Source organism: Cyclobacterium xiamenense (assembly GCF_042140265.1).
GTDB lineage: Bacteria > Bacteroidota > Bacteroidia > Cytophagales > Cyclobacteriaceae > Cyclobacterium > Cyclobacterium xiamenense_A.
Window position 1 is genome coordinate 143,005 of the sequence record NZ_CP159481.1, and the last position, 21,374, is coordinate 164,378.

General features: G+C 48.1%; 21 protein-coding genes and 1 pseudogene. 13 read left to right on the forward strand and 9 right to left on the reverse strand.

Going from position 1 to position 21,374, the window contains the following annotated elements; genetic code table 11:
- Positions 1–18 precede the first annotated feature (18 nt).
- Positions 19–1,782, reverse strand: coding sequence for a T9SS type A sorting domain-containing protein (locus ABWH99_RS00605; protein WP_375584380.1), 1,764 nt, complete (start codon positions 1,780–1,782; stop codon positions 19–21).
- Positions 1,743–2,339: a hypothetical protein gene (locus ABWH99_RS00610; protein ID WP_375584381.1), complete on the reverse strand. Its 597-nt coding sequence runs from the start codon at positions 2,337–2,339 to the stop codon at positions 1,743–1,745. Before ABWH99_RS00610 ends, ABWH99_RS00605 begins: the two co-directional genes overlap by 40 nt.
- 238 nt (positions 2,340–2,577) lie before the next feature.
- Between ABWH99_RS00610 and ABWH99_RS00615 the strand changes: the two genes are divergently transcribed.
- The 4 genes and pseudogenes from ABWH99_RS00615 to ABWH99_RS00630 all read left to right on the forward strand — a co-directional run bounded on the left by ABWH99_RS00615 (position 2,578) and on the right by ABWH99_RS00630 (position 6,981).
- The gene (locus ABWH99_RS00615; RefSeq protein ID WP_375584382.1) at positions 2,578–3,798 is read left to right on the forward strand and encodes a DUF4105 domain-containing protein; all 1,221 of its coding nucleotides are present in this window, start codon (positions 2,578–2,580) and stop codon (positions 3,796–3,798) included.
- Between the two features lie 55 nt (positions 3,799–3,853).
- A pseudogene (uvrB, locus tag ABWH99_RS00620) lies at positions 3,854–5,894 on the forward strand (excinuclease ABC subunit UvrB).
- Positions 5,891–6,331, forward strand: coding sequence for a hypothetical protein (locus ABWH99_RS00625; RefSeq protein WP_375584383.1), 441 nt, complete (start codon positions 5,891–5,893; stop codon positions 6,329–6,331). The pseudogene uvrB and the gene ABWH99_RS00625 overlap by 4 nt, the downstream one beginning before the upstream one ends.
- Positions 6,332–6,336: 5 nt before the next feature.
- Positions 6,337–6,981, forward strand: coding sequence for a helix-turn-helix domain-containing protein (locus ABWH99_RS00630; RefSeq protein ID WP_375584384.1), 645 nt, complete (start codon positions 6,337–6,339; stop codon positions 6,979–6,981).
- On the opposite strand, the gene ABWH99_RS00635 is transcribed toward ABWH99_RS00630, so the two are convergent.
- The gene (locus tag ABWH99_RS00635; RefSeq protein ID WP_375584385.1) at positions 6,962–7,477 is read right to left on the reverse strand and encodes a regulatory protein RecX; all 516 of its coding nucleotides are present in this window, start codon (positions 7,475–7,477) and stop codon (positions 6,962–6,964) included. The genes ABWH99_RS00630 and ABWH99_RS00635 overlap by 20 nt on opposite strands.
- Positions 7,478–7,550: 73 nt before the next feature.
- On the opposite strand from ABWH99_RS00635, the gene tpiA reads away from it, so the two are divergent.
- Positions 7,551–8,312 carry a triose-phosphate isomerase gene (gene tpiA / locus ABWH99_RS00640; RefSeq protein ID WP_375584386.1) on the forward strand — a complete coding sequence of 254 codons (762 nt, stop codon included), beginning with the start codon at positions 7,551–7,553 and terminating at the stop codon, positions 8,310–8,312.
- Positions 8,313–8,393: 81 nt separating this feature from the next.
- Positions 8,394–9,230 carry a 50S ribosomal protein L11 methyltransferase gene (prmA, locus tag ABWH99_RS00645; protein ID WP_375584387.1) on the forward strand — a complete coding sequence of 279 codons (837 nt, stop codon included), beginning with the start codon at positions 8,394–8,396 and terminating at the stop codon, positions 9,228–9,230.
- Positions 9,231–9,246: 16 nt separating this feature from the next.
- Here prmA and ABWH99_RS00650 read toward each other — a convergent pair whose 3' ends face one another.
- Together ABWH99_RS00650 and ABWH99_RS00655 are read right to left on the reverse strand one after the other, a co-directional pair.
- Complete coding sequence (locus tag ABWH99_RS00650; protein ID WP_375584388.1) at positions 9,247–10,662, reverse strand: DUF4270 family protein; 1,416 nt, start codon at positions 10,660–10,662, stop codon at positions 9,247–9,249.
- Entirely contained in the window at positions 10,589–11,401 is an 813-nt protein-coding gene (locus ABWH99_RS00655) for a glycogen/starch synthase (RefSeq protein WP_375584389.1), read from the reverse strand. The genes ABWH99_RS00650 and ABWH99_RS00655 overlap by 74 nt, the downstream gene beginning before the upstream one ends.
- A gap of 128 nt (positions 11,402–11,529) precedes the next feature.
- Here ABWH99_RS00655 and panC point away from each other — a divergent pair, with 128 nt between their 5' ends.
- From panC to ABWH99_RS00680, 5 genes are all read left to right on the forward strand, one after another.
- Positions 11,530–12,387: a pantoate--beta-alanine ligase gene (panC, locus tag ABWH99_RS00660; protein WP_375584390.1), complete on the forward strand. Its 858-nt coding sequence runs from the start codon at positions 11,530–11,532 to the stop codon at positions 12,385–12,387.
- Positions 12,388–12,395: 8 nt separating this feature from the next.
- The gene (gene panD / locus ABWH99_RS00665) at positions 12,396–12,743 is read left to right on the forward strand and encodes an aspartate 1-decarboxylase (protein WP_375584391.1); all 348 of its coding nucleotides are present in this window, start codon (positions 12,396–12,398) and stop codon (positions 12,741–12,743) included.
- The gene (locus ABWH99_RS00670) at positions 12,740–13,750 is read left to right on the forward strand and encodes a lysylphosphatidylglycerol synthase transmembrane domain-containing protein (protein WP_375584392.1); all 1,011 of its coding nucleotides are present in this window, start codon (positions 12,740–12,742) and stop codon (positions 13,748–13,750) included. The genes panD and ABWH99_RS00670 overlap by 4 nt, the downstream gene beginning before the upstream one ends.
- 25 nt (positions 13,751–13,775) lie before the next feature.
- Positions 13,776–14,468: a zinc metallopeptidase gene (locus tag ABWH99_RS00675; RefSeq protein WP_375584393.1), complete on the forward strand. Its 693-nt coding sequence runs from the start codon at positions 13,776–13,778 to the stop codon at positions 14,466–14,468.
- 511 nt (positions 14,469–14,979) lie between these two features.
- A complete protein-coding gene (locus tag ABWH99_RS00680; RefSeq protein WP_375584394.1) occupies positions 14,980–15,909 on the forward strand; it encodes a helix-turn-helix domain-containing protein in 930 nt (309 codons plus the stop codon).
- On the opposite strand, the gene ABWH99_RS00685 is transcribed toward ABWH99_RS00680, so the two are convergent.
- Genes ABWH99_RS00685 through ABWH99_RS00695 form a run of 3 tightly spaced genes read right to left on the reverse strand, consistent with a single transcriptional unit; the run spans position 15,892 to position 17,346 of the window.
- Positions 15,892–16,671 (reverse strand): geranylgeranylglyceryl/heptaprenylglyceryl phosphate synthase, encoded by a 780-nt coding sequence (locus ABWH99_RS00685; protein WP_375584395.1) that lies wholly within the window; start codon positions 16,669–16,671, stop codon positions 15,892–15,894. The two genes, ABWH99_RS00680 and ABWH99_RS00685, sit on opposite strands and share 18 nt — an antisense overlap.
- Positions 16,655–17,002, reverse strand: a complete 348-nt coding sequence (locus ABWH99_RS00690) for a hypothetical protein (RefSeq protein WP_375584396.1) — start codon at positions 17,000–17,002, stop codon at positions 16,655–16,657. Before ABWH99_RS00690 ends, ABWH99_RS00685 begins: the two co-directional genes overlap by 17 nt.
- Positions 17,003–17,004: 2 nt before the next feature.
- Positions 17,005–17,346: a phage holin family protein gene (locus tag ABWH99_RS00695; protein ID WP_375584397.1), complete on the reverse strand. Its 342-nt coding sequence runs from the start codon at positions 17,344–17,346 to the stop codon at positions 17,005–17,007.
- Between the two features lie 250 nt (positions 17,347–17,596).
- Here ABWH99_RS00695 and ABWH99_RS00700 point away from each other — a divergent pair, with 250 nt between their 5' ends.
- Positions 17,597–18,247 carry a DsbA family oxidoreductase gene (locus ABWH99_RS00700; protein WP_375584398.1) on the forward strand — a complete coding sequence of 217 codons (651 nt, stop codon included), beginning with the start codon at positions 17,597–17,599 and terminating at the stop codon, positions 18,245–18,247.
- Between the two features lie 190 nt (positions 18,248–18,437).
- Positions 18,438–19,904: a 1-hydroxycarotenoid 3,4-desaturase CrtD gene (crtD, locus tag ABWH99_RS00705; protein ID WP_375584399.1), complete on the forward strand. Its 1,467-nt coding sequence runs from the start codon at positions 18,438–18,440 to the stop codon at positions 19,902–19,904.
- Here the strand turns inward: crtD and ABWH99_RS00710 are convergent.
- Positions 19,901–21,301 (reverse strand): transglycosylase SLT domain-containing protein, encoded by a 1,401-nt coding sequence (locus ABWH99_RS00710; protein WP_375584400.1) that lies wholly within the window; start codon positions 21,299–21,301, stop codon positions 19,901–19,903. The genes crtD and ABWH99_RS00710 overlap by 4 nt on opposite strands.
- Positions 21,302–21,374 lie beyond the last annotated feature (73 nt).

Consider the following 21,374-nt stretch of genomic DNA (forward strand, 5'->3'; position numbering starts at 1 on the left):
AATGTCAAATGACTCGAATCAATGGTTGCTTTTTTGCCATTTGAACGTATGCGTTTTGCCCTTCCCGGTCAGTTGGATCAGGTAGTTACCCCTGGGAAGGTGTAGCAGCTTGTCTTCCAGAACATCCGGCTCAAAGTCCCCCGTAAAAAATTGGGAATGTATTCCAACCCCTTTCATGTTCCAGATCCTGACGGCAGCTATTTCATGGGAAGCCCAGGAACCCAGCCGTAGGTGGAGGGAGCCCGAAACATGTGGATTGGGAAATAGTTTTGGCGCATTTTCAGCAAAAGCCGGATGGTCGACCCGAATCACCGGACTATACCCTAGCTCCCCGCTTTCCGTTTTTGCAAGAATCTGGTAATACCAAAAGGGTACCTCTGCCGGATATTGATCGTCTTCAAACCGGGCCGGTCCAATCCCTTGAACAGCGTCAAGGCTCCCTATAGGCACAAACTCTAGCCCTTCTCCCATAGCACGGGTAATGGTGTAAAAAACACCCTCTTTGGAGCTCGTATGCCAGGTCAACCAGACACTGCTTCCCTGAAGCCAGCCCGTTAATCCTTCCCATTCCAGTGGCAATACACTCAAGGGACTAATGCTTCCCACGGTCAACAAGCTGTTCTGGGCTGCCTGGAAGCTAAAAGACCTGCCCGCCCACAGCCAGCCATGTCTTTCCTCGGCAGGCAGGTGCTGCCCGATGGCAGGGGCTCCGTCTGCTACCAGCCTCAGATGCTGCATGTCCTGTACGGCCAGATCCTCGGCACTTACCCAGGCCACCACCTGCCCGGGGTCGCCACCGCTTGTGCCAATTGAGAAAAAACTATTCAGATGGTACACTACCGTCTCTCCTTCGTCCGAAAACCCGGGATCGTAGGTAACACCCGTTGCTTCCAGGTACCGAAGCACCAGTGCTTGACCGGCGCTGGACAAACTTCCCTCCAACAGAAAATGCCGGGGAGCCTCCAGCCATTGGTCGTAAAAGGGAAACCGCGCATTCGTGGCCGTCAGGGATACGGGCAGGTTTTCGTAAGTGAGTTCACCCAGGTTAAGCCAATTCCCGCCCGAATAGGAATACGTTCCTGTCGGCCCAAAATCCAGAATCAAATCGTTTTGTTGAAAATCAAGGTCTCCGCTCACCTGATCCAACCTATCCCGTATGGTAAGATCGTTCTTTACCAGCACCGTACCGGCCAGTTTATCTACCAGCAAGCCGGATACCACCAAAGAAGGCAAGTCCAATTCCTGATCGGCAGGCCCTATCAATTCCAGCCGGCTACCCGAGGCAACGACAGGCCCGCCCGAAAGAACCACAAAATCACCCCGAACGGCTACCTGGGCAGGCAGGAGTTTCGTGGCAGCGCCCTGCAGGTACAAGTGGTTGTACACAAAATCCTCCTGAGAAGCAGGCAAGGAGGATTGTAAAAACTGCTGGGACACATCTTCAGAGGCATAGGAGACATTTCCATCCAGAACCACGTTCACTGCGTCGATCACAGGTTCCTGCCCCAGCAGTACCAGATTGGCCCCCTCTTCAAGAACAAACGAACTGGCCGGTTTCGACTCCGTTCTTCGCAGGATCTGTGCAAAGTCCTTGCTGCCTTCCGAAACCAAGGTAGCACCCGAGGCGATGCGCAGCTCGCCAAAATCCTCGGTACCAAAGACTGCAGTGGCGGTAAAGGAAAAGGTAGAAGTGGCCGGCAGTCCATTGGTATTGACGGTTTGCCGTACGGTTCCGGTTTGAATCAAAAAACTGCTGGCCTTAAACACGGCATTGACCGACAATACTTCCCCGGATCTGGATTGAATACCACGCTAAACCGGCTACCCAGGTTCTGCCCACTCCAGGAAGTCCGGTCAACAACGGTTCGCGAACCACCTTTGAACACAATACGACCGGTTTCGGGATAAATCCAGTCGTCTCCCAGCCAGGCACTGCCGAACAGCACATAGTCGCCATTTCCATCCACGTCGAAACTGTGAAGACTCCCGTAAACATCCAGGTCGTATGCCTGCAAATTCAATTTTTTTCCCGCATTGGCTGCACCAAATAAATAGAGGTTTCTGACTTCCTGATTTTGGGTGAGTTGAATCTCGTGGCCTTGCAACACAAAGACATCGTGGTCCTGACCGGGAGGCGCAGCGGCTGCCATCCAGTTAGTGCCATCAAAGACTTCCCAGGCCCCGGCATCGGCCCAATTCCCCAGGGGAAGAAGCGTCCGGTAGCTATCGGTGGTCAGCGCAATCTGCCCGGCGCCAGTGAAAAAAAAGCCTACCCATAAGCAGAACGTGCAGAACACACGCAAATGGCAGAAATCCCGAAAGAAAATGTAAGGTTTCATGGTATAAAAAATATCCACAATAAAAATTAAGCGATACTAAAATAATACGATTCCCCGAAAATCCAAAGAATGTACTACTGATTTTTTTATAGGAAATTCATTTTTTTCGATAGAAAGGGTCGGACTGCGAACAGGAGCCGTCAGGAATGATTTGGCGAAAGAATTGCCGGATAACTGAATTTATCCCGTAAATTTGCGTTGCTAATCCAGGTACTCGTCCCAACATTCGCCATTTTCCATGAAAGGTTCTTTGTGTTTTCCACTTTCCAAACGGGTTTTGTTTTTCGGACTCATGCTTATTTTCGGACTGTTGGCAGTTCCCGAAAGTCCTGCGCAACAATACAAGATTAGCTTGCTTACCTGCGATCCCGGGGACGAGTTGTATTCCACATTCGGACACAGTGCGCTTCGGGTACGAGAAATGGATTCGGGCAGGGACCTGGTGTTTAATTATGGAACCTTTGATTTCAATACCTCCTTTTTTTACCTGAAATTTATTCGGAGGACCCTGGACTACCAGTTATCCCTGACAACTACCGAAAACTTTTTGTACGAGTACAACTATTTCAAACGCAGTGTGCGTGAGCAGGAACTGGCCCTCTCGCAAGATCAGGCCCGGGCCGTGGTGGCATTTCTGCAAGAAAACTACCGGCCGGAGAACCGAAAATACCGGTATGACTTTTTTTTCGACAATTGCTCTACCCGAATTCGTGACCTTTTTGAAGCCGTCCTGGGTCCATCCTTACAATGGAACCATACCGGAAGTGCTCCGGAAAAATCCTTCCGAGACATGATTGACGAATACGTGTATCCGATGCCCTGGTCCGATCTGGGTATAGACCTCGCGCTGGGGGCCGTTATCGACCGGACAGCCAGGGAAGAGGAGAAATTGTTTTTACCGGATTACCTGGAAGCCGCCTTCGACCGGGCGACCCTGATTGGAGATGGACCCGAACAAACCCTGGTTGGGCAAACAAAGACCATTTACGATTTTCCTGAACGGGTTCATTCAGGATTCGATTTCTCCAGTCCTTACCTCGTATTTTGGACCCTTGCGATTTTTGTTGGCGCGATTACTTTTTTTGGTTTCAGGAAAAAAAGACTTTATATAGGTGTGGATGCAGGTATTTTCACGGTTTTCGGTTTACTTGGTCTATTGTTGGTGTTTCTATGGTTTTTCACCGAACACCCCCAGACGAAAAACAATTGGAACCTATTCTGGGCATTTCCCCTGCACCTACTTTTGGCATGGCGTCTTGTCAAAAATCCGCTTTCCCCGATGGTAAAAAAATTCTTGTTGGGCGCCATGATTTTGATAGATTTGGCCCTTGTGATCTGGATTCTGGGGCTTCAGTCCTTTCATCCAAGTATCTTACCCCTTCTGCTACTCGTATTATTGCGAACGAATTTCCTGTATTATAATCTCAACGCTTTCAATAATCTGAATAAAAGGAGATAATCCGGAAAACTATTCACTACCTGTCCGGCGTTGTAATGAAATAAATTAAAATTGTATGGATTTTAATATAATTTCCGATTACCAACCCACCGGCGACCAACCGAACGCGATCAAAAGCCTGGTCCGCGGGGTCAACGAAGGGGAACCAGCTCAGGTACTTTTGGGGGTAACGGGTTCTGGAAAAACCTTTTCGATCGCAAACGTGATTCAGGAAGTCCAAAAGCCCACGCTGGTGCTAAGCCACAACAAAACCCTGGCAGCACAGCTTTACGGCGAATTCAAGCAGTTTTTCCCTAACAACGCCGTAGAGTATTTCATCAGCTACTACGATTACTACCAACCCGAAGCATTTATCCCCACGAGTGGTACGTACATCGAAAAGGACCTTTCCATCAATGAAGAAATCGAAAAGTTACGGTTATCTGCCACCTCAGCGCTTTTATCCGGCAGAAGAGATGTAATCGTGGTAGCCTCGGTTTCATGTATTTACGGCATCGGGAACCCCGAGGAATTCGGCAAGAACGTCATTAAAATTCAGGAGGGAGACCGAATACCCCGAAACCAATTTCTTTTCAAACTGGTAGAGGTCCTCTACAGTCGGACGACTGGCGAATTTACGCGGGGTACCTTTCGGGTAAAAGGAGACACGGTCGATATATTCGTGGCATACGGTGATTTTGCCTACCGCATTTTCTTTTGGGGAGATGAAATCGAAGCCATACAGCGGGTAGATCCCGAAACAGGGAAAAAAATTTCCGACGAAAAAATCATCACCATTTTTCCTGCAAATTTATTTGTTACGGGAAGGGATGTGATCGATACGGCCATTCACGAAATTCAGGACGACCTGGTCGCGCAGGTTGGTTTTTTTGAGCAAGACCGGAAGCTAATGGAGGCAAAACGACTGAAGGAACGCACCGAATTTGACCTGGAAATGATCCGGGAATTGGGGTATTGCTCGGGGGTAGAAAACTACTCCAGGTACTTTGACCGTCGACAGCCGGGCACCCGCCCCTTCTGTTTATTGGATTATTTTCCGGATGACTTTCTGATGGTAATCGACGAGAGCCACGTCACACTACCCCAGGTACGAGCCATGTGGGGAGGGGATCGCTCGAGAAAAATTAACCTGGTAGATTTCGGTTTCCGACTGCCCTCTGCACTGGACAACCGGCCATTGAAATTCGACGAATTTGAGTCCCTGACCAATCAGGTGATTTACGTGAGCGCTACCCCGGCAGATTACGAATTAACCAAATCAGAGGGAGTAGTGGTGGAACAAATCATCCGTCCCACCGGGCTTTTAGACCCAGAGATCGAAGTTCGGCCCAGCGGCAACCAGATCGAACGATCTATTGGAAGAGATCGACCAAACGATAAAGAAGGGCTTCCGCGTTTTGGTAACGACGCTTACCAAACGAATGGCCGAGGAACTTGATAAATACCTGGCCAAAATCGGAGTGAAATCCCGGTACATTCACTCGGAGGTAAAACCCTTGGACCGGGTAGAAATATTACGTGAGCTTCGCCTTGGTGTTTTCGATGTGCTTGTGGGAGTAAACCTCCTGCGAGAGGGCTTGGATTTACCGGAGGTAGCGCTTGTTGCGATCCTGGATGCAGACAAGGAAGGCTTCTTACGAAACGAGCGAAGCCTGGTGCAAACGATTGGTCGGGCAGCCCGGAATTCCGAGGGCAGGGTGATCATGTATGCAGATAAGGTGACGGAAAGCATGCAATCCGCCATAGACGAAACCAACCGACGACGAGCGAAGCAGAAGGAATACAACGAAGCGCATGGAATCACTCCGACAACCGTCATTAAATCCCGGGATCGAATCATGGGACAAACAAAAGTGGCCGATAGCAAGCGAAATGCGAAAGTCTACGTAGAAAACAATCCGGAAGAGGTGGATGTCGCGGCGGACCCGGTAATCCAATATTTAAGTAGGGAAAAGCTGGAAAAACTCATTAAGCAAACGCAAAAACGGATGGAAGCCGCTGCAAAAGAGCTTAATTTTATGGAAGCTGCGCGCCTCCGCGACGAGTGGATGGGCTTACAAAAGCGGTTGGAAACCTTAAATGGAGGTGCGGCATGAAAAAATGGGGAATATTGTTGCTTTTCCTGGGCACGGTATACCTGGGCAGGGGCGAGGTGCAGGCCCAGCAGGCTGGAGGAAGCTTTTTGGTCAGCGGGGGCTTGGATTTGATCCGAACCGATTTGGATCAGGTCTTGGAGCGGGCCCAATTTGGTTTGGAAGTAAATTATTTTTACCTACATCAGCTGTCTTTTTCCGGAGGCTATGAGCACAACCTTGACCGACCCAATCACATGACGATAGGGATGCGCTGGTACCCGATTGAACCGGTGTTTCTCCGGGCCCGGGCACTGGTAGGTAATCAGGCCGACCTGGGTGTTGGCATGGGATACACGTATAACCTTACCTACCGGTTCCGACTGGAGACCATGGCCGACTATTACGTTCAGGGAAATGCCTTGGGGGCACGAATAGCCATTGCTGTACTACTAAATTAAACGAAATGACACTTCGGGATATTGGGAAAATCGCACAAAAGGGAGAAGGTTTGCACGTGGAGTTTAAGAAGAAAGCAGCCCACCCGGAAAAAATCGTCAAAGAAATCGTTGCTTTGGCCAATACCGAAGGAGGACATTTGCTACTGGGCGTGGATGACGATGGTACGCTGAGCGGGCAACGCTACATCGAGGAGGAGGTCTACGCCATGGATAAAGCCATTAGGGAGTTGATTTCTCCCGTCATTTCGCTCAAAAAACACGTCATTTCCCTTTCTGCGAAAAAAGGATTGGCTGTTTACGAAATCAAAAAGAGCAACCTGGCGCCCCATTTCATATGGGAAAACAACCGCAAAAAGGCCTACGTGCGGGTGGCGGATAAAAGCATACAGGCCAGTCGGGAAATGTGGGAAATCATGAAGCGAAAGCGGCGAGAAGAAGACATTGTCTTCAAATACGGTAAAAAAGAGGAACTCTTGATGAAAGCCCTTGCCTCACGCCCACACATCACCCTGAAAGAATACGTGGCACTAGCCAAAATACCGATTTATATCGCCTCCCGAACACTGGTGAAATTGGTGTTGGCCAATGTCATCGAAGTAATCCCAAGAGAATCGGAAGATCGGTTTGTGCCTAAATATCCCTTTCACTAGCCAACCAATCCACCGCATCCCGTATCAGATCGGGTTCAAATCCTCTGAATGCCAGAAATCGAGTAACCTTTGCCTTTTTCTTGTACAAATCCGGCTCCCGGGTTAACTTCCACTTTCTATCCGCCAGGAAACGCAAGGTATCGAGATACTCTTCCCCATCAATGGCGTCAATCGCCTCTTGAATCAATGGATTGGGTAATTCTCGCATTTTCAATTCCTGTCGTATCCGCACCTTGCCCCACTTTTTCAATCCAAACTTGCCCCGTACAAAACTATCTGCGAATCGATGCTCGTTTAGGAAATCCTGCTCCCGCAATTTGGAAATAATCCTATCGGCTTCGGTAGGTGCCAACCCCCACTCTTCCAACCTGTTTCTTACCTCCATCTCGCAGCGCTCCTGATAGGCACAAAAGGAAGAGATTTTCTTTTGCGCCTGCGCAAAGCCCACTTTCTTTTTTGTGCCGGAAACCGAATTTTCTTTTTCTGGAATTGACATTTTACGTAATTTTAGACTTTGGTTTATCAACGGGATAATCCTGACCAAATATATAAATCTTAACTAATATATCATGCGAAAAAAAATAGTTGCTGGTAACTGGAAAATGAATTGTTTGCAGGAGGAAGGACAAAAGCTTACTTCAGAGATTGTACATATGATCAAAGATGAACCCACCGCTGGAGTGACCGTAGTGCTAAACCCACCGTTTGTACACCTTCAGGCGGTAGGGCGGTTGCTTGCAGGTGTGGATCAACTGTACCTGGGGGCCCAAAATTGTTCCGATAAAGCTTCCGGAGCCTTTACAGGAGAAATTTCGGCCAGCATGTTGGCTTCTTTTGGCGCAAGTTATGTCATTATCGGCCATAGCGAGCGCAGGGAGTATTTCAACGAAACCAATGAGTTACTGACCGAAAAAACCAAACAGGCGTTGGCCAATGAGCTTCACCCCATATTCTGCTGTGGAGAACCGTTGGAAATCAGGGAATCCGAAACTCAGGAGGCCTACGTCAAAGAGCAGCTAACGGCCAGTCTATTTGGTTTTTCAGCGGAGGAACTAAAGAAAATTGTCATCGCATACGAACCCATCTGGGCGATCGGAACCGGAAAAACTGCCTCAGCAGAGCAAGCACAAGAAATGCACGCTGCGATCCGAAACCACCTGGCTGGGAAATACGGGAAATCCGTTGCCAATGAGATTTCCATTCTTTACGGCGGAAGCTGCAAGCCGGACAATGCCAAAGAAATCTTCTCCAAGCCGGACGTAGACGGGGGGTTGATTGGCGGCGCCTCCTTGAAATCCAGAGATTTCGTGGACATCGTTAAGTCCTTTTGATTCTACTACTACCTGCTTTGACACCCGGGCCGTACTTGCCCGGGTTATTTTTATTACCTACCTCAACAAACCCTTTCTGAAGTGGAATACCTGGAGTTTAAAATCAGCTGTGCACCAGATTACACCGATATTTTGATTGCCGAAATGGCCGGCATCGGTTTTGACTCTTTTTTGGAAACAGCGACGGGTTTCGAAGCCTGCATTTTACCGGATGCATTGGACGCGACCTTGTGGGAATCGTTGCTCCAACGCTACCGGGAAGCAGCGGAACTTCGCCTGCAAGAACGTACCCTTGCCAAAATCAATTGGAACGAAGTTTGGGAAAAGAATTACGACCCCATCGAAATACAGAACAAAGTGTACGTACGGGCGACCTTTCACCCGGGTAAACCAGCCGATTTCCATCACGAAATCATCATCAATCCGAAGATGTCCTTTGGGACCGGACACCATGCCACCACGTACCTCATGTTGGCCTGGTTACTGGAAATGGAGCTGGCTGGCAAAAAAGTGATCGACGCCGGCTCAGGGACGGGCATTTTAGCGATCATGGCAAAACAACGCGGCGCTGCAGAAATCGTTGCTTTCGATATAGACGAGTGGAGCGTAGAAAATGGAAATGAAAACTTTGAACTAAACGGGTACTCCGAATTGCGCATGCAAACAGGCACGATCCAATCGGTGAACCCGGCAGGGACCTACGACTTGGTCATGGCCAACATCAACAAAAACGTATTGCTGGAGGAGATGCCCGCCTATGCCGCCAAGCTACCCAAGGGAGGACAATTGCTTGTAAGTGGGTTTTACGACGATGACGGGAACGCCCTTCGAGCCGAAGCCCGCAAACACCGGTTGAGCGAAATTGGACAAAAAACCCGTAGCGACTGGGCCGCATTGTTATTTTCAAAAACCCAGTGATTGGCTTTTCAGGCCACTACCGTACCCGGGTATAATAGATTTTTAGTTTAATAGCATCCTTATTCACCCGGTATTCCCGCAGCGAACGTTTAAACGAATCGAAGTTCACCGGCCCCCTTTCCGTACTGGGGGTGTTTGGGTATAAAAACAGATCGGTTCGTACCAGATCCGAGCGGTAGAGGGCATTTACATAGGACGTGACTTGATTGGCATAAATCCGGGTTTCGGTATTGAACGCCAATCCTGTCTGATTATTGGTCGTAGGAACCACATTACCTTGCGGATCGAGACCGGTATGCCCCTGTCCTTCTGCCTGCACAGCTACTTCTGCGCCGTCAAACCGGCGGTAAATTTCATTGTCTTCCGTGGCAAAATACATGACAAAGGTACTGAAAGGCCGCATGAATTCCGGATATTCCTCGATGGGCCCCACTTCGAGCATGATCTGATTGAAGGTAACGTTTTCCAGGGTGTCCAAAAACTCGTGCAGGGGATTCATGTCCACCTTCACCATCAGTCCCAGGCCGGATTTTCCGCCCAGCAGCGCTCCCGGCACATCGTATGCCACTCCCCTTTCCTGAATACCTGCAATAGGCGTATTTTGCCGGTCGCTTACGATTCCATTAAAATGCCTGGATTGGATGGTATTGATCGGATAGGTCAGCGACACCGTATCCCCCTCGTAATGGTAATACAGAATAAACCCGGTACCGCTTCCCACACCCACGGATAGTGAGGTATTTTGCGCCGGATCACCTGTGATGGCTATTCCTGGAAAGTATTCACGAAATGCAAAAATATCCTCAAAAACCGGATCGTTGGTGGTAAGTTTTTCAAAAAGCTCGGAGGAAAGCTCGGGGGAGACATCCATCCGCAGCCGGTTTACTGTATCCGGTTGAAGCAGGAAGGAGCCCGAAGCGATCACTTCGTCTTCATCAAATGCGAGCCTGTTGAAATTGTAATACGCAGTATCCAGAATGGGTTCGGTAAGGCGATGCACCCGGAAGGATTTTTCTTCGTCGAAATTTTCCCCGATCAGATCGATCACATTCAACGAAAAAACTGCAGAATCAAATATAGCGTCCGTTTGGGGAGGAACACCGGTGGGGTTAAAGGAAAGCCGGCTGTACCCAATGGACTGGGTGGTACCAAAGTAGTCACTTTGGTCACCGCCTACCAGAAGCCGACCCTCGCTGGTGGTGTTGAAAGAATCGGCTAGCACCATATACGAAGATAGGGGTATCTCTTCGTAGAATACCCCTATCTGGTTGGAACCTGGATCGAGCACCAATCCGATCTCGGATGGGTCCGAACAAGCACTAGCGAAAATAAGCGTGGTAAATAAAAATACAGGGACTTTAGCCAGCCAGGTCCGTGTAGATATTGTAGTAACTTTCAAAAAGCTGGTCTTCTTCTTCACTATTAATTTCAAACTGCTTGTCTTTTGATGATTCTTGTATCATGGCTGTCAGGCTTTCGGAAATGTCCTCGCCCTTAACAACGACGTCTGCGTACTCCATGCCCAATTTTAGAAATCCTTCGTAGTCTTTGGATTTCAATGGGGCGAGCAACTGATCGTCGATGTCCACCATCTTAATTTTCTCAAATAAATCGTCCCCAAATTTATGACTAAATCCGTTATTATATATGGCGAACACGGATTTTGTTTCTTTGAACAACGGTTCGTTTTTATACGTGGTTTTCAGGTACAAGGGTATCAGGCTCGTCATCCAATCGTTGCAATGCACCACATCCGGCGCCCATCCCAATTTCTTAACGGTCTCCAGAACACCTTTGCAGAAGAAGATAGCCCTTTCGTCGTTGTCTTCGTAAAACTTGTCCTGCTTATCGAAAAAAACGCTTTTCCGCTGAAAATAGTCTTCGTTGTCAATGAAATAAACCTGAAGTTTGGCATTTGGTATGGAAGCCACCTTGATAATCAACGGTTTTTCTTCTTCTCCTACGGAAATATTGATTCCGGAAAGCCTAACTACCTCATGCAATCGATTCTTTCTCTCGTTAATTACTCCAAACCTGGGTACTAAAATTCGGATTTCCATACCTTTCTCCTGCATCGCCTGCGGCAGCGCCCGAACAAAATTAGCTACTTCTGAGGTTTGGAGAAAGGGATTGATTTCGCTTGCTACGTAAAGAATACGAAGTTTAGACATAACTTGTGTGTTTTGTTAAGGGATATAACGGGACTACAAATTTACAAAAAAATACAGGAAATCCCATTGTTTTTCTTCAGAATAATATACTTTTGCACCTATTTTCCTAAACCATCGGAACGAAGTACTTGGAAAAATTTGAGACCATACCCGCCGTAAGAAGCTATTTAAAAAGAGAAAGGAGCCGCGGAAAATCCATCGGGTTGGTTCCGACCATGGGAGCACTTCATCGGGGCCATATGGAACTGATCCGCCGATCAAAAGAACATACGGACCTCACCGCTGTCTCGCTATTTGTCAACCCAATTCAATTCAACAGCCCGGAAGACCTGGAGAATTACCCCCGTGATCTGCACCGAGACCTAACCTTGCTCTCGCAGGAAGCTGTCGATCTCGTATTCATCCCCAATGAAACAGAAATGTATCCGGAGGCAGTCATCACTGAATTTGATTTCGGCCCCATGGAACAGGTGCTGGAAGGGCAGTTTCGACCCGGACATTTCAACGGAGTAGGCATTGTGGTGTCCAAGTTGTTTCATATCATCCAACCGGATATGGCCTTTTTTGGACAAAAAGACCTGCAGCAAGTCACGCTCATCCGGCGGTTGGTCCGGGACCTTTCCTTTCCCACCACCGTTGTTACGGTTCCGACGGTCCGGGAAACAAACGGCCTTGCCCTCTCCTCCCGTAACCTCCGGCTCTCTGAACAGGGAAGAGATACCGCATCCCTTTTGCATCAAACCTTACTTTTTTGCCAGGCTGAACTAATGAAGGGCGGCGACTGGTTATTCATAAAAAGTCAGGCGATGGATCGGCTCCTTCGTACCGCTTCCATCGAGCCAGAGTACCTGGAATTGGTAGAGCTAAACCGGTTCTCCGTTATGTCAAGCCCCGTTTCGGGACTGCCGCATGCCCTTTGCATTGCCGCGTTTGTTGAGAACATCCGATTGATTGACAATATTGTCATTAGCGAGGAGCAGAATTAACCATTGTCATGCACATCCAACTATTAAAATCGAAAATTCACCGGGTAAAAATCACTCAGGCAGAGCTCCATTACGTAGGGAGCATTACCATAGATGAGGATCTGATGGACGCTGCTCGTATCCTTCCGAACGAAAAAGTACAAATCGTCAACATCAACAACGGAGAGCGCCTGGAAACCTATGCAATCGCCGGAGAAAGAGGCAGCGGTCAGGTTTGCCTGAATGGCCCGGCTGCCCGCAAAGCACAGGTTGGAGACGTGATCATCATCATTACCTATGCCAGCATGGATGTAGACGCGGCCAGGTCGTTCAAACCGATTGTTATTTTCCCAGACGAACAAAACCGGCTGATTTGAAGCAATCGAAAAAAAGGGGAATTCAACTTGGCCTGTCCTTACTTGTCGCTGCTGCGATCTTCTACTTTCTTTACCGGGATGTTGAAAAAGAGGCGTTTGTGTTGGCGCTAAAGGAAACCAGGCTGTTTTGGCTGTTCGCTTCCGTATCCATTGGGATCGTCGGGTACCTGGTCCGGGCATGGCGTTGGAAGCTCCTGATCGCAACCCGCGAAAATTTTTCGATTACCACCGCGCCCATATTTTGGGCGCTCATGCTGGGCTACCTGGTCAACCTGCTTCTTCCGAGAGCGGGAGAACTGGCCCGTTGCGGGGCCGTGAATCGCGTCTATCCGGTACCTACCGGGAAATTGCTCGGAACCGTCGTGCTCGAACGAACCATTGATATGGCATTCATGCTCCTGCTTGTTGCCTTAGCCCTGGTATCTCAAGGAGCGGTTTTTTCGGAATTACTTGGAATGTTGGTCTCTTTTTCCTCGCTGAATCAATTTATCGAGAAGTACCTTGTCCTGGGACTCGTCCTGGGGATCGGATTGCTGTCCATGCTTTACCTGGCCTACCGAAAAGTAAAAAACCGTCAGTGGATGGGGAAAATCAGACAGTTTTTCCGCCAATTTGTCAGTGGCCTGGAAACGGTGGTACAGATGAAAAACCAATGGGCTTTCTGGATAGCTTCTTTGTGCATTTGGATTATCTATTTCCTGATGATGTATTGGATCGCTTTTGCAATGCCTGCTACCAGTTCATTATCAGTGGGTTCTATATTGATGGTATTGGTTATGGGGAGCATTGGAATGGTGGCCCCGGTACAGGGAGGCATCGGAACCTTTCACGCCCTTGTTGCTTTTATCTTACTATTTTACGGAATTTCGGAGGAGCAGGGCAAGATTTTTGCGCTGGTGGTACATGCCTCGCAGATGGTGACGATTCTGCTGCTGGGGGGTATGGGGCTCGTCTATTTTCTGGTTGTGGGAAAAAGTAACCTTCGCCAGGAAGATCACGTTAATTAGCAAAAAAAATTAATCTAATAAAGCAATGGGAATTATACTAATTGTAGTGGTTTTCGGAATCTTGGGGTACGTTGTCAGCAACAAACTCAAAAGCAAATTCAGAAAATACTCGCAGACATCGCTTCGGGCGAATCTGTCCGGGAAGGAAATAGCTGAGTTGATGCTTGCAGATCATAACATCCACCACGTTCGGGTAAATTGTGTGGAAGGTCAGTTATCCGACCATTATAACCCGATGAATAAAACGGTCAATCTAAGTCCGGACGTGTATTACGGGAGAAATGCTGCGGCCACGGCCGTGGCTGCCCATGAGTGCGGCCATGCCGTTCAGCACGCACAATCGTACGCCTGGCTACAGTTGCGCTCGGCGATGGTACCGATACAGAATGTAAGCGGTAAAATCCTTAATTTCGTCCTGCTTGCTTCCTTGTTTGGAGGGATCGCCCTGTTTGGACTGCCTTACGAAGCGGTTGGGGTAGTGGTCGTTGGGGCCTACAGCGTGTTGACATTATTCAGCGTGGTTACTCTTCCCGTGGAATTTGATGCCAGCAGGCGGGCATTGGCCTGGGTACAGGAGCGAAACATCGTAACTCCTCAGGAATACGGCATGTCGAAGGACGCCTTAAAATGGGCCGCCATGACCTATGTAGTCGCTGCGCTCGCTTCGTTGGCTACCCTGGCGTATTACCTATTGATCTTTTTTGGAAATCGTGAATAAGACAAACGGTTACCTAAAGCACTATCAGGAAAGGGGCAGCAATTGCCCCTTTTTTTGTTTCCACAAAAATCAGCCTTTGACCGCTGTACCTCTTTCCCTCATAGGATGGTACCCAGGGCCGCTCGGCCGAAAAGGCAGCAGGAAGGCTTGTTTTCTACCTGGTACTGGCAAGCCGGACCAGTGGAAACGAATGCCCGCCGCCGCAGACCGAAACCGGCCAAAAAGCGAATAAATATGCCCGGGCCCCCAAACGGAAGCCTATCCAGGATGCTTTGACTACGGGCGTCGTCCCTTCGATTGGTCATGGACTTACCCGGGTAGCCATTCGAAAAATTCAAAAAATAGTTATATCCAGAAATCTTTTTAGCTAATTGTATAAGCTGTGGATATTTAAAAATATATATTAATTTTCATATCAGAATTTAGTTTATTCTAATTTTTTATCTATAATTGTCCTAACAAATCAGAAAAAAAATATACTTTTACAAAAATAAACCTAAAGGAACTGATCATGGAATATTACAATAAGGTAATTGAGTCGGTTGGGGTGCGGTACGTGAAAGGGAATAACTTCAAAATAGAGCGGCCTGTAACCATCACTGACTATACGGATTCTGAAAATACAGCGATCCTTCTCCACAGAGGATCGCTCAATTTTGGCGAGGAGCAAGAATCTGTAAACGAGGGAGAAATACTTTTTATTCCCGCCGGAAGATCTACCCGTGTTTCCTTTGGTACCGTAACCAAGCGGAATGAGACCGCTAACGAAACTTTTTTAGAAAACAAGAAAAAATACTTACAGACAATTAGCTTTAAGGATATAAAAAATCTGGAGGACGATTGCATTACCTCGGTTACCTTCGAGGCCAAAGTATTCGATGTAGTAAATTTCTTCAACTCGCTCGGGATACCCGCATTCGTGATTCGGTTTAACGACCGGATTGCCTCTATTCTGGAGGATGTAGTCAAGGAATCGGAACAAAGCACTCCGGGAAAAGAACGGGTGATCAAATTGTACACCGAGCTCTTGGTGGTGGAATTGGTTCGGCATATCCTTAAAAACAGGCTCTTTGTGGAGGAGCTTTCCACCAACAGTACCTATTTCAAAGATCCCCGGCTCATCGACATGTTCAATTACATTAAAAAGAACATTGGGGGAGATTTGTCTAACAAAGTTCTGGCAAAAGTCGCCAATGTGTCGGAAGATTACGTAGGGCAGTATTTCAAAATGCTCACCGGGATCAACCCCCAGGATTACATCGAATACCAGCGGATGGAAGCAGCAGTAGAATTGCTCCGAACCACTAAGAAAAGTATCCGGGATATCGGAAAAGAAGTGGGGTATAAAGACACCGCTTATTTCTGTCGCCGATTTAAAATGATGTATGGGCTACCCGCTGGTAAAATGCGGCGACGGGAATCCCTAATTAACGTTCAGTGAGGCGTTAAAACACCGCAAGTACTGATATACCTCGGCTACCAGGCCGGGGTTTTTTTCTGCCCCGTTTCCGATCACCACCAAATCCGCCCCCGCATCCCACGCACGCTGTGCCCGGGAAACGGAATCAATGCCCCCGCCGACGATCAAAGGTCCGTCCACCGCTGTTCGAACCGCCTGAATCATCTTCTCCGGAACCGGCAGCCGGGCACCGCTACCGGCATCCAAATAAAACAACGAAAGCCCTAGAAACTTTCCCGCCAGGGCTGTAGCCGCTGCCAAATCCGGCTTGTCGCGTGGGAGCGGCAGGGTTTGGCTAATGTATTCGACACTGGTAGATCGTTCTCCGTCCACGAGCATGTATCCGGTGGATAGAATTTCCAAATCGGTCTCCGCAAGGGTTGGCGCAGCCAATACTTGCTGTCCGATCAACCACTCCGGGTTTCTCCCGGAAATTAGTGATAAAAACAAGATGGCGTCCGCTTCTGCGGAAACCTGCTGGAAACTACCCGGAAATAGAACCACAGGGATTCGGTTTTGAGAAATTCGTTTTACTTCACGAACACAGGTTAAAAAATTTTCCGGATGGACCAAACTGCCCCCTACAAAAAAGAAATCCAGTGGAAAACCGGCGCATCGATCGGCCAAATCCATCCAGGCCTGCTTGCCTCTGGTCTTTTCCGGGTCAATCAGCCAGGCGAGGCTTTTTCTACCTTCCCGACTTCTTTGAAAAAGCAACGCTTTCAACTCATTCTTCCGACTCATCCGTATCCGCTTTTGCTACATTTGCAATCAGTCTTTCTACAAGCCTGGCTTTTCCATAGTCGAAAGCCATCCACAGCAAACGGTTACCGATCGTGCGGAAAAACGAATAACCTTTTTTCTTTTTCGCTTTCTTTTTTTCCTGCTTGCCATTTTTCACGCTCTTACTGCCCCGACTGGAGAGTAGCCGTACAGAACCCACCGCCAGGAGCCCACCCAATAAGGCCATTCCACCCACTTTGAGGTATATTTGGGAATCTTCTTTGAAAAGCTCCAGCTGCTTCTGTAGCGTCTGTTCCAGCTCTTCCGCCTGCTGTTTTAATTCCTGATCCATCTTCAATCCTTTCGATTCCTGAATAAAAAAACGTATTTGGAAAGCGTATTTTTCAATACCCGCTGAAAAAAAGCGGTGTTTTTTAATAAATACAAAAGGAAAAACAACAACAAGTAAATTCCCGTCAGTAGCAAAAAGCCTACCGAACTACTCCCATACAGTTCGCTGAAATAGAAAGCCAATGAAATACTCCCGAAAAGCAAAATGAAGGAGGCGGTCAATACCATCAGTACCAACATCCCCAATCTGGCTACCAAACCACTAATCTCATCAGCGATTTCCGACTTAAGGAGTTTGAACCGTACTTCAATTAATTTCTTTAAGGTAGAAATGATTTCCATCATGTTGAGTTACGTGTAAAGGTTCACTTAAACGAATCAAGATACTACTTTTTCCAACAAAAACCTTGCTCGCGACAGGTAACTTGGCCGGCTATTTCTCGACGAAAGCCCCAAATTCAACAGAAATCGGGGAGAAGACTAGTCCCGATTGGATGGCTGCTCCGAGAACTCTTACCTAAGGCTGGATGTTATCTGACCGATACGTACGTTAGACGAAGTCCGTTATAGGAACCAATATTGATAAAATACAACCATGACGATCGAAATTTGGAGTGATATTGTTTGTCCTTTTTGTTATTTGGGAAAAAGGAAATTGGAAAAGGCATTGGAAACCTTTGATGCCGATGTACCCATTACCATTATTTACAAGAGTTTTCAATTGATGCCGGATATCCAGACCCAACCCGGGCTTTCCATTAACGAATTTTTGGCAAGAGAAAAAGGGATAAGCCCGGAACAAGCCCGGGAAATGAACGAATACGTCACAAAACAGGCCCACAGCCTGGGCCTGGACTACCAGCTGGATCGTGCCGTGGTGGCCAATACCTTCCGGGCACATCGGCTGCTACACCATGCAAACAGCCAGGGACTGCAGTCGGAAACCAAAGAACGACTCCTGCGGGCGTATTTTACGGAAGGAAAGAATATCGATGACAACGCTACCCTATTGGCGCTTGCCGATGAAATTGGACTCACAGAGGTCCAACAGGTATTGGATAGCGACGACTATGCGATGGAGGTCCGTGCGGACCAATGGGAGGCCAGGCAACTGGGTATAAAAGGGGTTCCCTTTTTTGTATTCAACAGAAAACGGGCGATCAGCGGCGCGAGAGAACTGTCCTTATTCTCAGAAACCCTTTCCCAGGCGTTTTCTGAAGAGAACGGGCAATCGATCAACCGTTGATTCGTTCGTCCCGTCCAGGAAGGATCCAACGGAAAGGCCCGTCAGACTTCCCAAAACGTTTTTTTCCACTAACCCGGTGGACCCTCTCAACCCAGCAGCTTGCTGAATTCGGGAGTAAACGCTCGGCCCTGCAACAAAAAAGAGAAACAAGCGCGGGTAAACTCTTCGAAATTCTTTTAGTTTTACTTGTATGAATAATCAGGCAATCATTATTGGATCGGGCATAGCCGGTCTGGCAGCCAGCATCCGACTGGCAAACAAAGGATATCAGGTTCAGGTATTTGAAGCGAATGCGTACCCCGGTGGCAAGCTTTCGGAAATCAATCTGGACGGGTACCGGTTTGATGCAGGTCCTTCCTTGTTTACTTTACCAGAGCAGGTCGACGAGTTATTCACGCTCTCCGGAAAAAATCCCAGCGATTATTTCAAGTACCAGAAGCTGCCGGTGAATTGTCGCTACTTCTGGGAGGATGGGACACGGATAACCGCCCATGCGGATATCGATGCCTTTGCGAAAGAGGTGCACACCAAACTTGGAGAAAATCCAAAAAACATCCGAAGGGCACTGAACCAATCTTCTTATATATACCGATACCTTTCCCCTCTTTTTATGCAGCGCTCCCTGCACCAGGGCAGTACCTGGTTTAACAAAAACGCTCTCAAAGCCTACCTGCGCCTGGGTAAATTTGGCTTGTTCCAAACCATGCACCGATCGAACAGCAAACAGTTTGACCATCCCAAATTGGTTCAGCTATTCGATCGGTACGCTACGTACAATGGCTCAAACCCGTACCAAACGCCCGCTACCTTAACGATTATTCCCCACCTTGAATTTAATCGAGGCGCCTATTTCCCTGAAGAAGGCATGCATTCCATCACACAAAGCCTTTACTCTCTGGCCAGAGACTTGGGTGTAACGTTCCATTTTAACCAAAAAGTGGAGCGAATCCTCGTCGAAAACAACCGGGCCAAGGGCGTCCTGGTCCAGGGAAAAGTTCACAAAGCCGCTCTATTGGTGAACAACATGGACATGGTCAATGCCTACAAAACGCTCCTAAAAGACCAACGGCAACCAAAACGGCTACTGCAACAACCTAAATCCAGTTCTGCATTGATTTTTTACTGGGGCATTAAAAAAGTATTTCCGGAACTGGACCTGCATAACATTTTTTTCAGCGATGATTACCAGGAGGAATTTGCGTATATTTTTTCAAAAAAATCCATTTATTCGGATCCCACGGTCTACATCAACATCACCTCTGTCTACAAAAAAGACGATGCACCCGAAAACTGCATGAATTGGTTTACGATGATAAATGTCCCAAACAATCAAGGTCAAAATTGGGAAGTGCTCAAGTCCCAGGCCCGGGCAGCAATCATCGGAAAAATCAACCGAATACTGGGCACCGATATCGGCCCCTTGATAGCGGTGGAAGAAGTGCTTGAGCCGATCACCATCGAATCAAAAACTTCTTCCGCCAATGGTGCATTGTATGGGAACAGCTCGAACAATCGTTATGCAGCTTTCTTGCGCCATGCAAATTTCTCTTCGATAGATGGTTTGTATTTCTGTGGTGGCAGCGTGCATCCCGGGGGAGGGATTCCCCTCTGCTTACTTTCGGCGAAAATTACCGCAGGAATGATTCCCGATGCTTAGAAGTCTACCAATACTTTATACGACTCGTACAATCCATACACTTCTCTCACATAGCGTACAGTCACGTGTCCTTTGGCATAGCCACTCTTAACCCAGGGGTCCCGGTAAATTTCGGGTTGGGATTTTTTTTCCAGGTAATAGGCTACGTTTTCCCAACGCCGGGTGTCCTTTCCGTATTTGTATGCCAGCCTCCAGGCATCCTGCACGTGTCCGTGTCCCACGTTATAAGAAGCCAATATAAACTTAATACGCTGTGTATTGTCCGGTACCCGCTCCAACCAGAAGCCGTCCAGGTACCTGAGGTAATTTACCCCTCCCCGCAGACTCTCGTTGGGATTGTTAGGATCCGTAACCCCAAAACGTTGTAGGGTGACCGGCATCAGCTGCAACAAGCCCACCGCTCCTGCGTAGGAAACCGCATTGTGGTTGAAGCGACTTTCCTTGTATACCAGCGCGGCCAGCAATCGCCAGTCCCAGCCCAATAGATCGGCTCCTTCTTTAATGATTTCGTCATAATTGGATATGCGACCTCCGGAAACGGATGAAAACGCCGAAGAGGTTCGGTAATAGCTGTTTTTCTTATTTTCAAAATATTTATTGAACAAGATAGCCTGATATCCGGTCTTTTTTATTCGAGCCAGCCATTCGTTGATGACACCTATTAATTCGGGAGCATTTTTTCTAACCGCCCAGGAGACGGGATTGGCCGGGCTCAACATGAGGCTGACATCCAGGTTATCGTAATACGTAGCATTTACCAGGGCGATGTCGTCGTCTACCATGGTATAGTCGATTTCTTCGCGTACCACCTGTGTGATAAGGTCCTCCAAACTGGTGTTTTCCTCCTTTATGCTAATATTGAGCTCCAGGGAATCGCTCAGGGACCGAAGCCGTTGTTGGTAAATCGTACCCCGCTTGATAGAAATCGACTTCTGGCGTAGCTGAGCAATACTGTCCAGGTGTGTATGATCTTTGCGTTGCACGAGGACGGTCTTCATGTGTCCCACCGGTTCGGTGAAAGAAGCATATTTTCTTCGCTCCTCGTTTACTTCAAAATTAATGGCCACGATATCGGCTTTTCCTTTATTCAACAGCCGGAATGCGTCTTCCAGGTCATGCCGAACGATCAGCCGAAGCCCTACGCCCAGGTGATTGGCGAGGTTGCGGAGCAATTCAAACTCGTACCCCATGGTTCTGCCCCGGTAGATGTAATAGCTGGTCGAGGAATTGTCTACAAGGGCCCGAAGATAGCCCCGCTTTTTTATGGCCTCAAGGTCTATTTCCGCTGGGTTTTCCCAAAATTCAGGTTCGGGTTCCTTGTCTTCCCGGGGGCTACAGGCAAACGACCCAAATAGCATGCTAAGGACGAAAACAACAACAAAGCTGGTATTAGCCATACAAAAGATGGTCCCAGACGGGCTTTGGTACAACCAATAATAGTTTTTTATCCCCAATAAACCAAAAAAGCCC

Bases quoted from the DNA above. Each gene is read 5' to 3' on its own strand.
- ABWH99_RS00690 (WP_375584396.1), bottom strand. From the start codon at position 17,002: ATGGATCAGGAATTAAAACAGCAGGCGGAAGAGCTGGAACAGACGCTA.
- ABWH99_RS00700 (WP_375584398.1), top strand. From the start codon at position 17,597: ATGACGATCGAAATTTGGAGTGATATTGTTTGTCCTTTTTGTTATTTG.
- ABWH99_RS00675 (WP_375584393.1), top strand. From the start codon at position 13,776: ATGGGAATTATACTAATTGTAGTGGTTTTCGGAATCTTGGGGTACGTT.
- ABWH99_RS00610 (WP_375584381.1), bottom strand. From the start codon at position 2,339: ATGAAACCTTACATTTTCTTTCGGGATTTCTGCCATTTGCGTGTGTTC.
- crtD (WP_375584399.1), top strand. From the start codon at position 18,438: ATGAATAATCAGGCAATCATTATTGGATCGGGCATAGCCGGTCTGGCA.
- panD (WP_375584391.1), top strand. From the start codon at position 12,396: ATGCACATCCAACTATTAAAATCGAAAATTCACCGGGTAAAAATCACT.
- ABWH99_RS00635 (WP_375584385.1), bottom strand. From the start codon at position 7,477: ATGTCAATTCCAGAAAAAGAAAATTCGGTTTCCGGCACAAAAAAGAAA.
- ABWH99_RS00630 (WP_375584384.1), top strand. From the start codon at position 6,337: ATGACACTTCGGGATATTGGGAAAATCGCACAAAAGGGAGAAGGTTTG.
- ABWH99_RS00710 (WP_375584400.1), bottom strand. From the start codon at position 21,301: ATGGCTAATACCAGCTTTGTTGTTGTTTTCGTCCTTAGCATGCTATTT.
- ABWH99_RS00625 (WP_375584383.1), top strand. From the start codon at position 5,891: ATGAAAAAATGGGGAATATTGTTGCTTTTCCTGGGCACGGTATACCTG.
- ABWH99_RS00695 (WP_375584397.1), bottom strand. From the start codon at position 17,346: ATGATGGAAATCATTTCTACCTTAAAGAAATTAATTGAAGTACGGTTC.
- ABWH99_RS00680 (WP_375584394.1), top strand. From the start codon at position 14,980: ATGGAATATTACAATAAGGTAATTGAGTCGGTTGGGGTGCGGTACGTG.
- ABWH99_RS00685 (WP_375584395.1), bottom strand. From the start codon at position 16,671: ATGAGTCGGAAGAATGAGTTGAAAGCGTTGCTTTTTCAAAGAAGTCGG.
- ABWH99_RS00615 (WP_375584382.1), top strand. From the start codon at position 2,578: ATGAAAGGTTCTTTGTGTTTTCCACTTTCCAAACGGGTTTTGTTTTTC.
- ABWH99_RS00655 (WP_375584389.1), bottom strand. From the start codon at position 11,401: ATGTCTAAACTTCGTATTCTTTACGTAGCAAGCGAAATCAATCCCTTT.
- tpiA (WP_375584386.1), top strand. From the start codon at position 7,551: ATGCGAAAAAAAATAGTTGCTGGTAACTGGAAAATGAATTGTTTGCAG.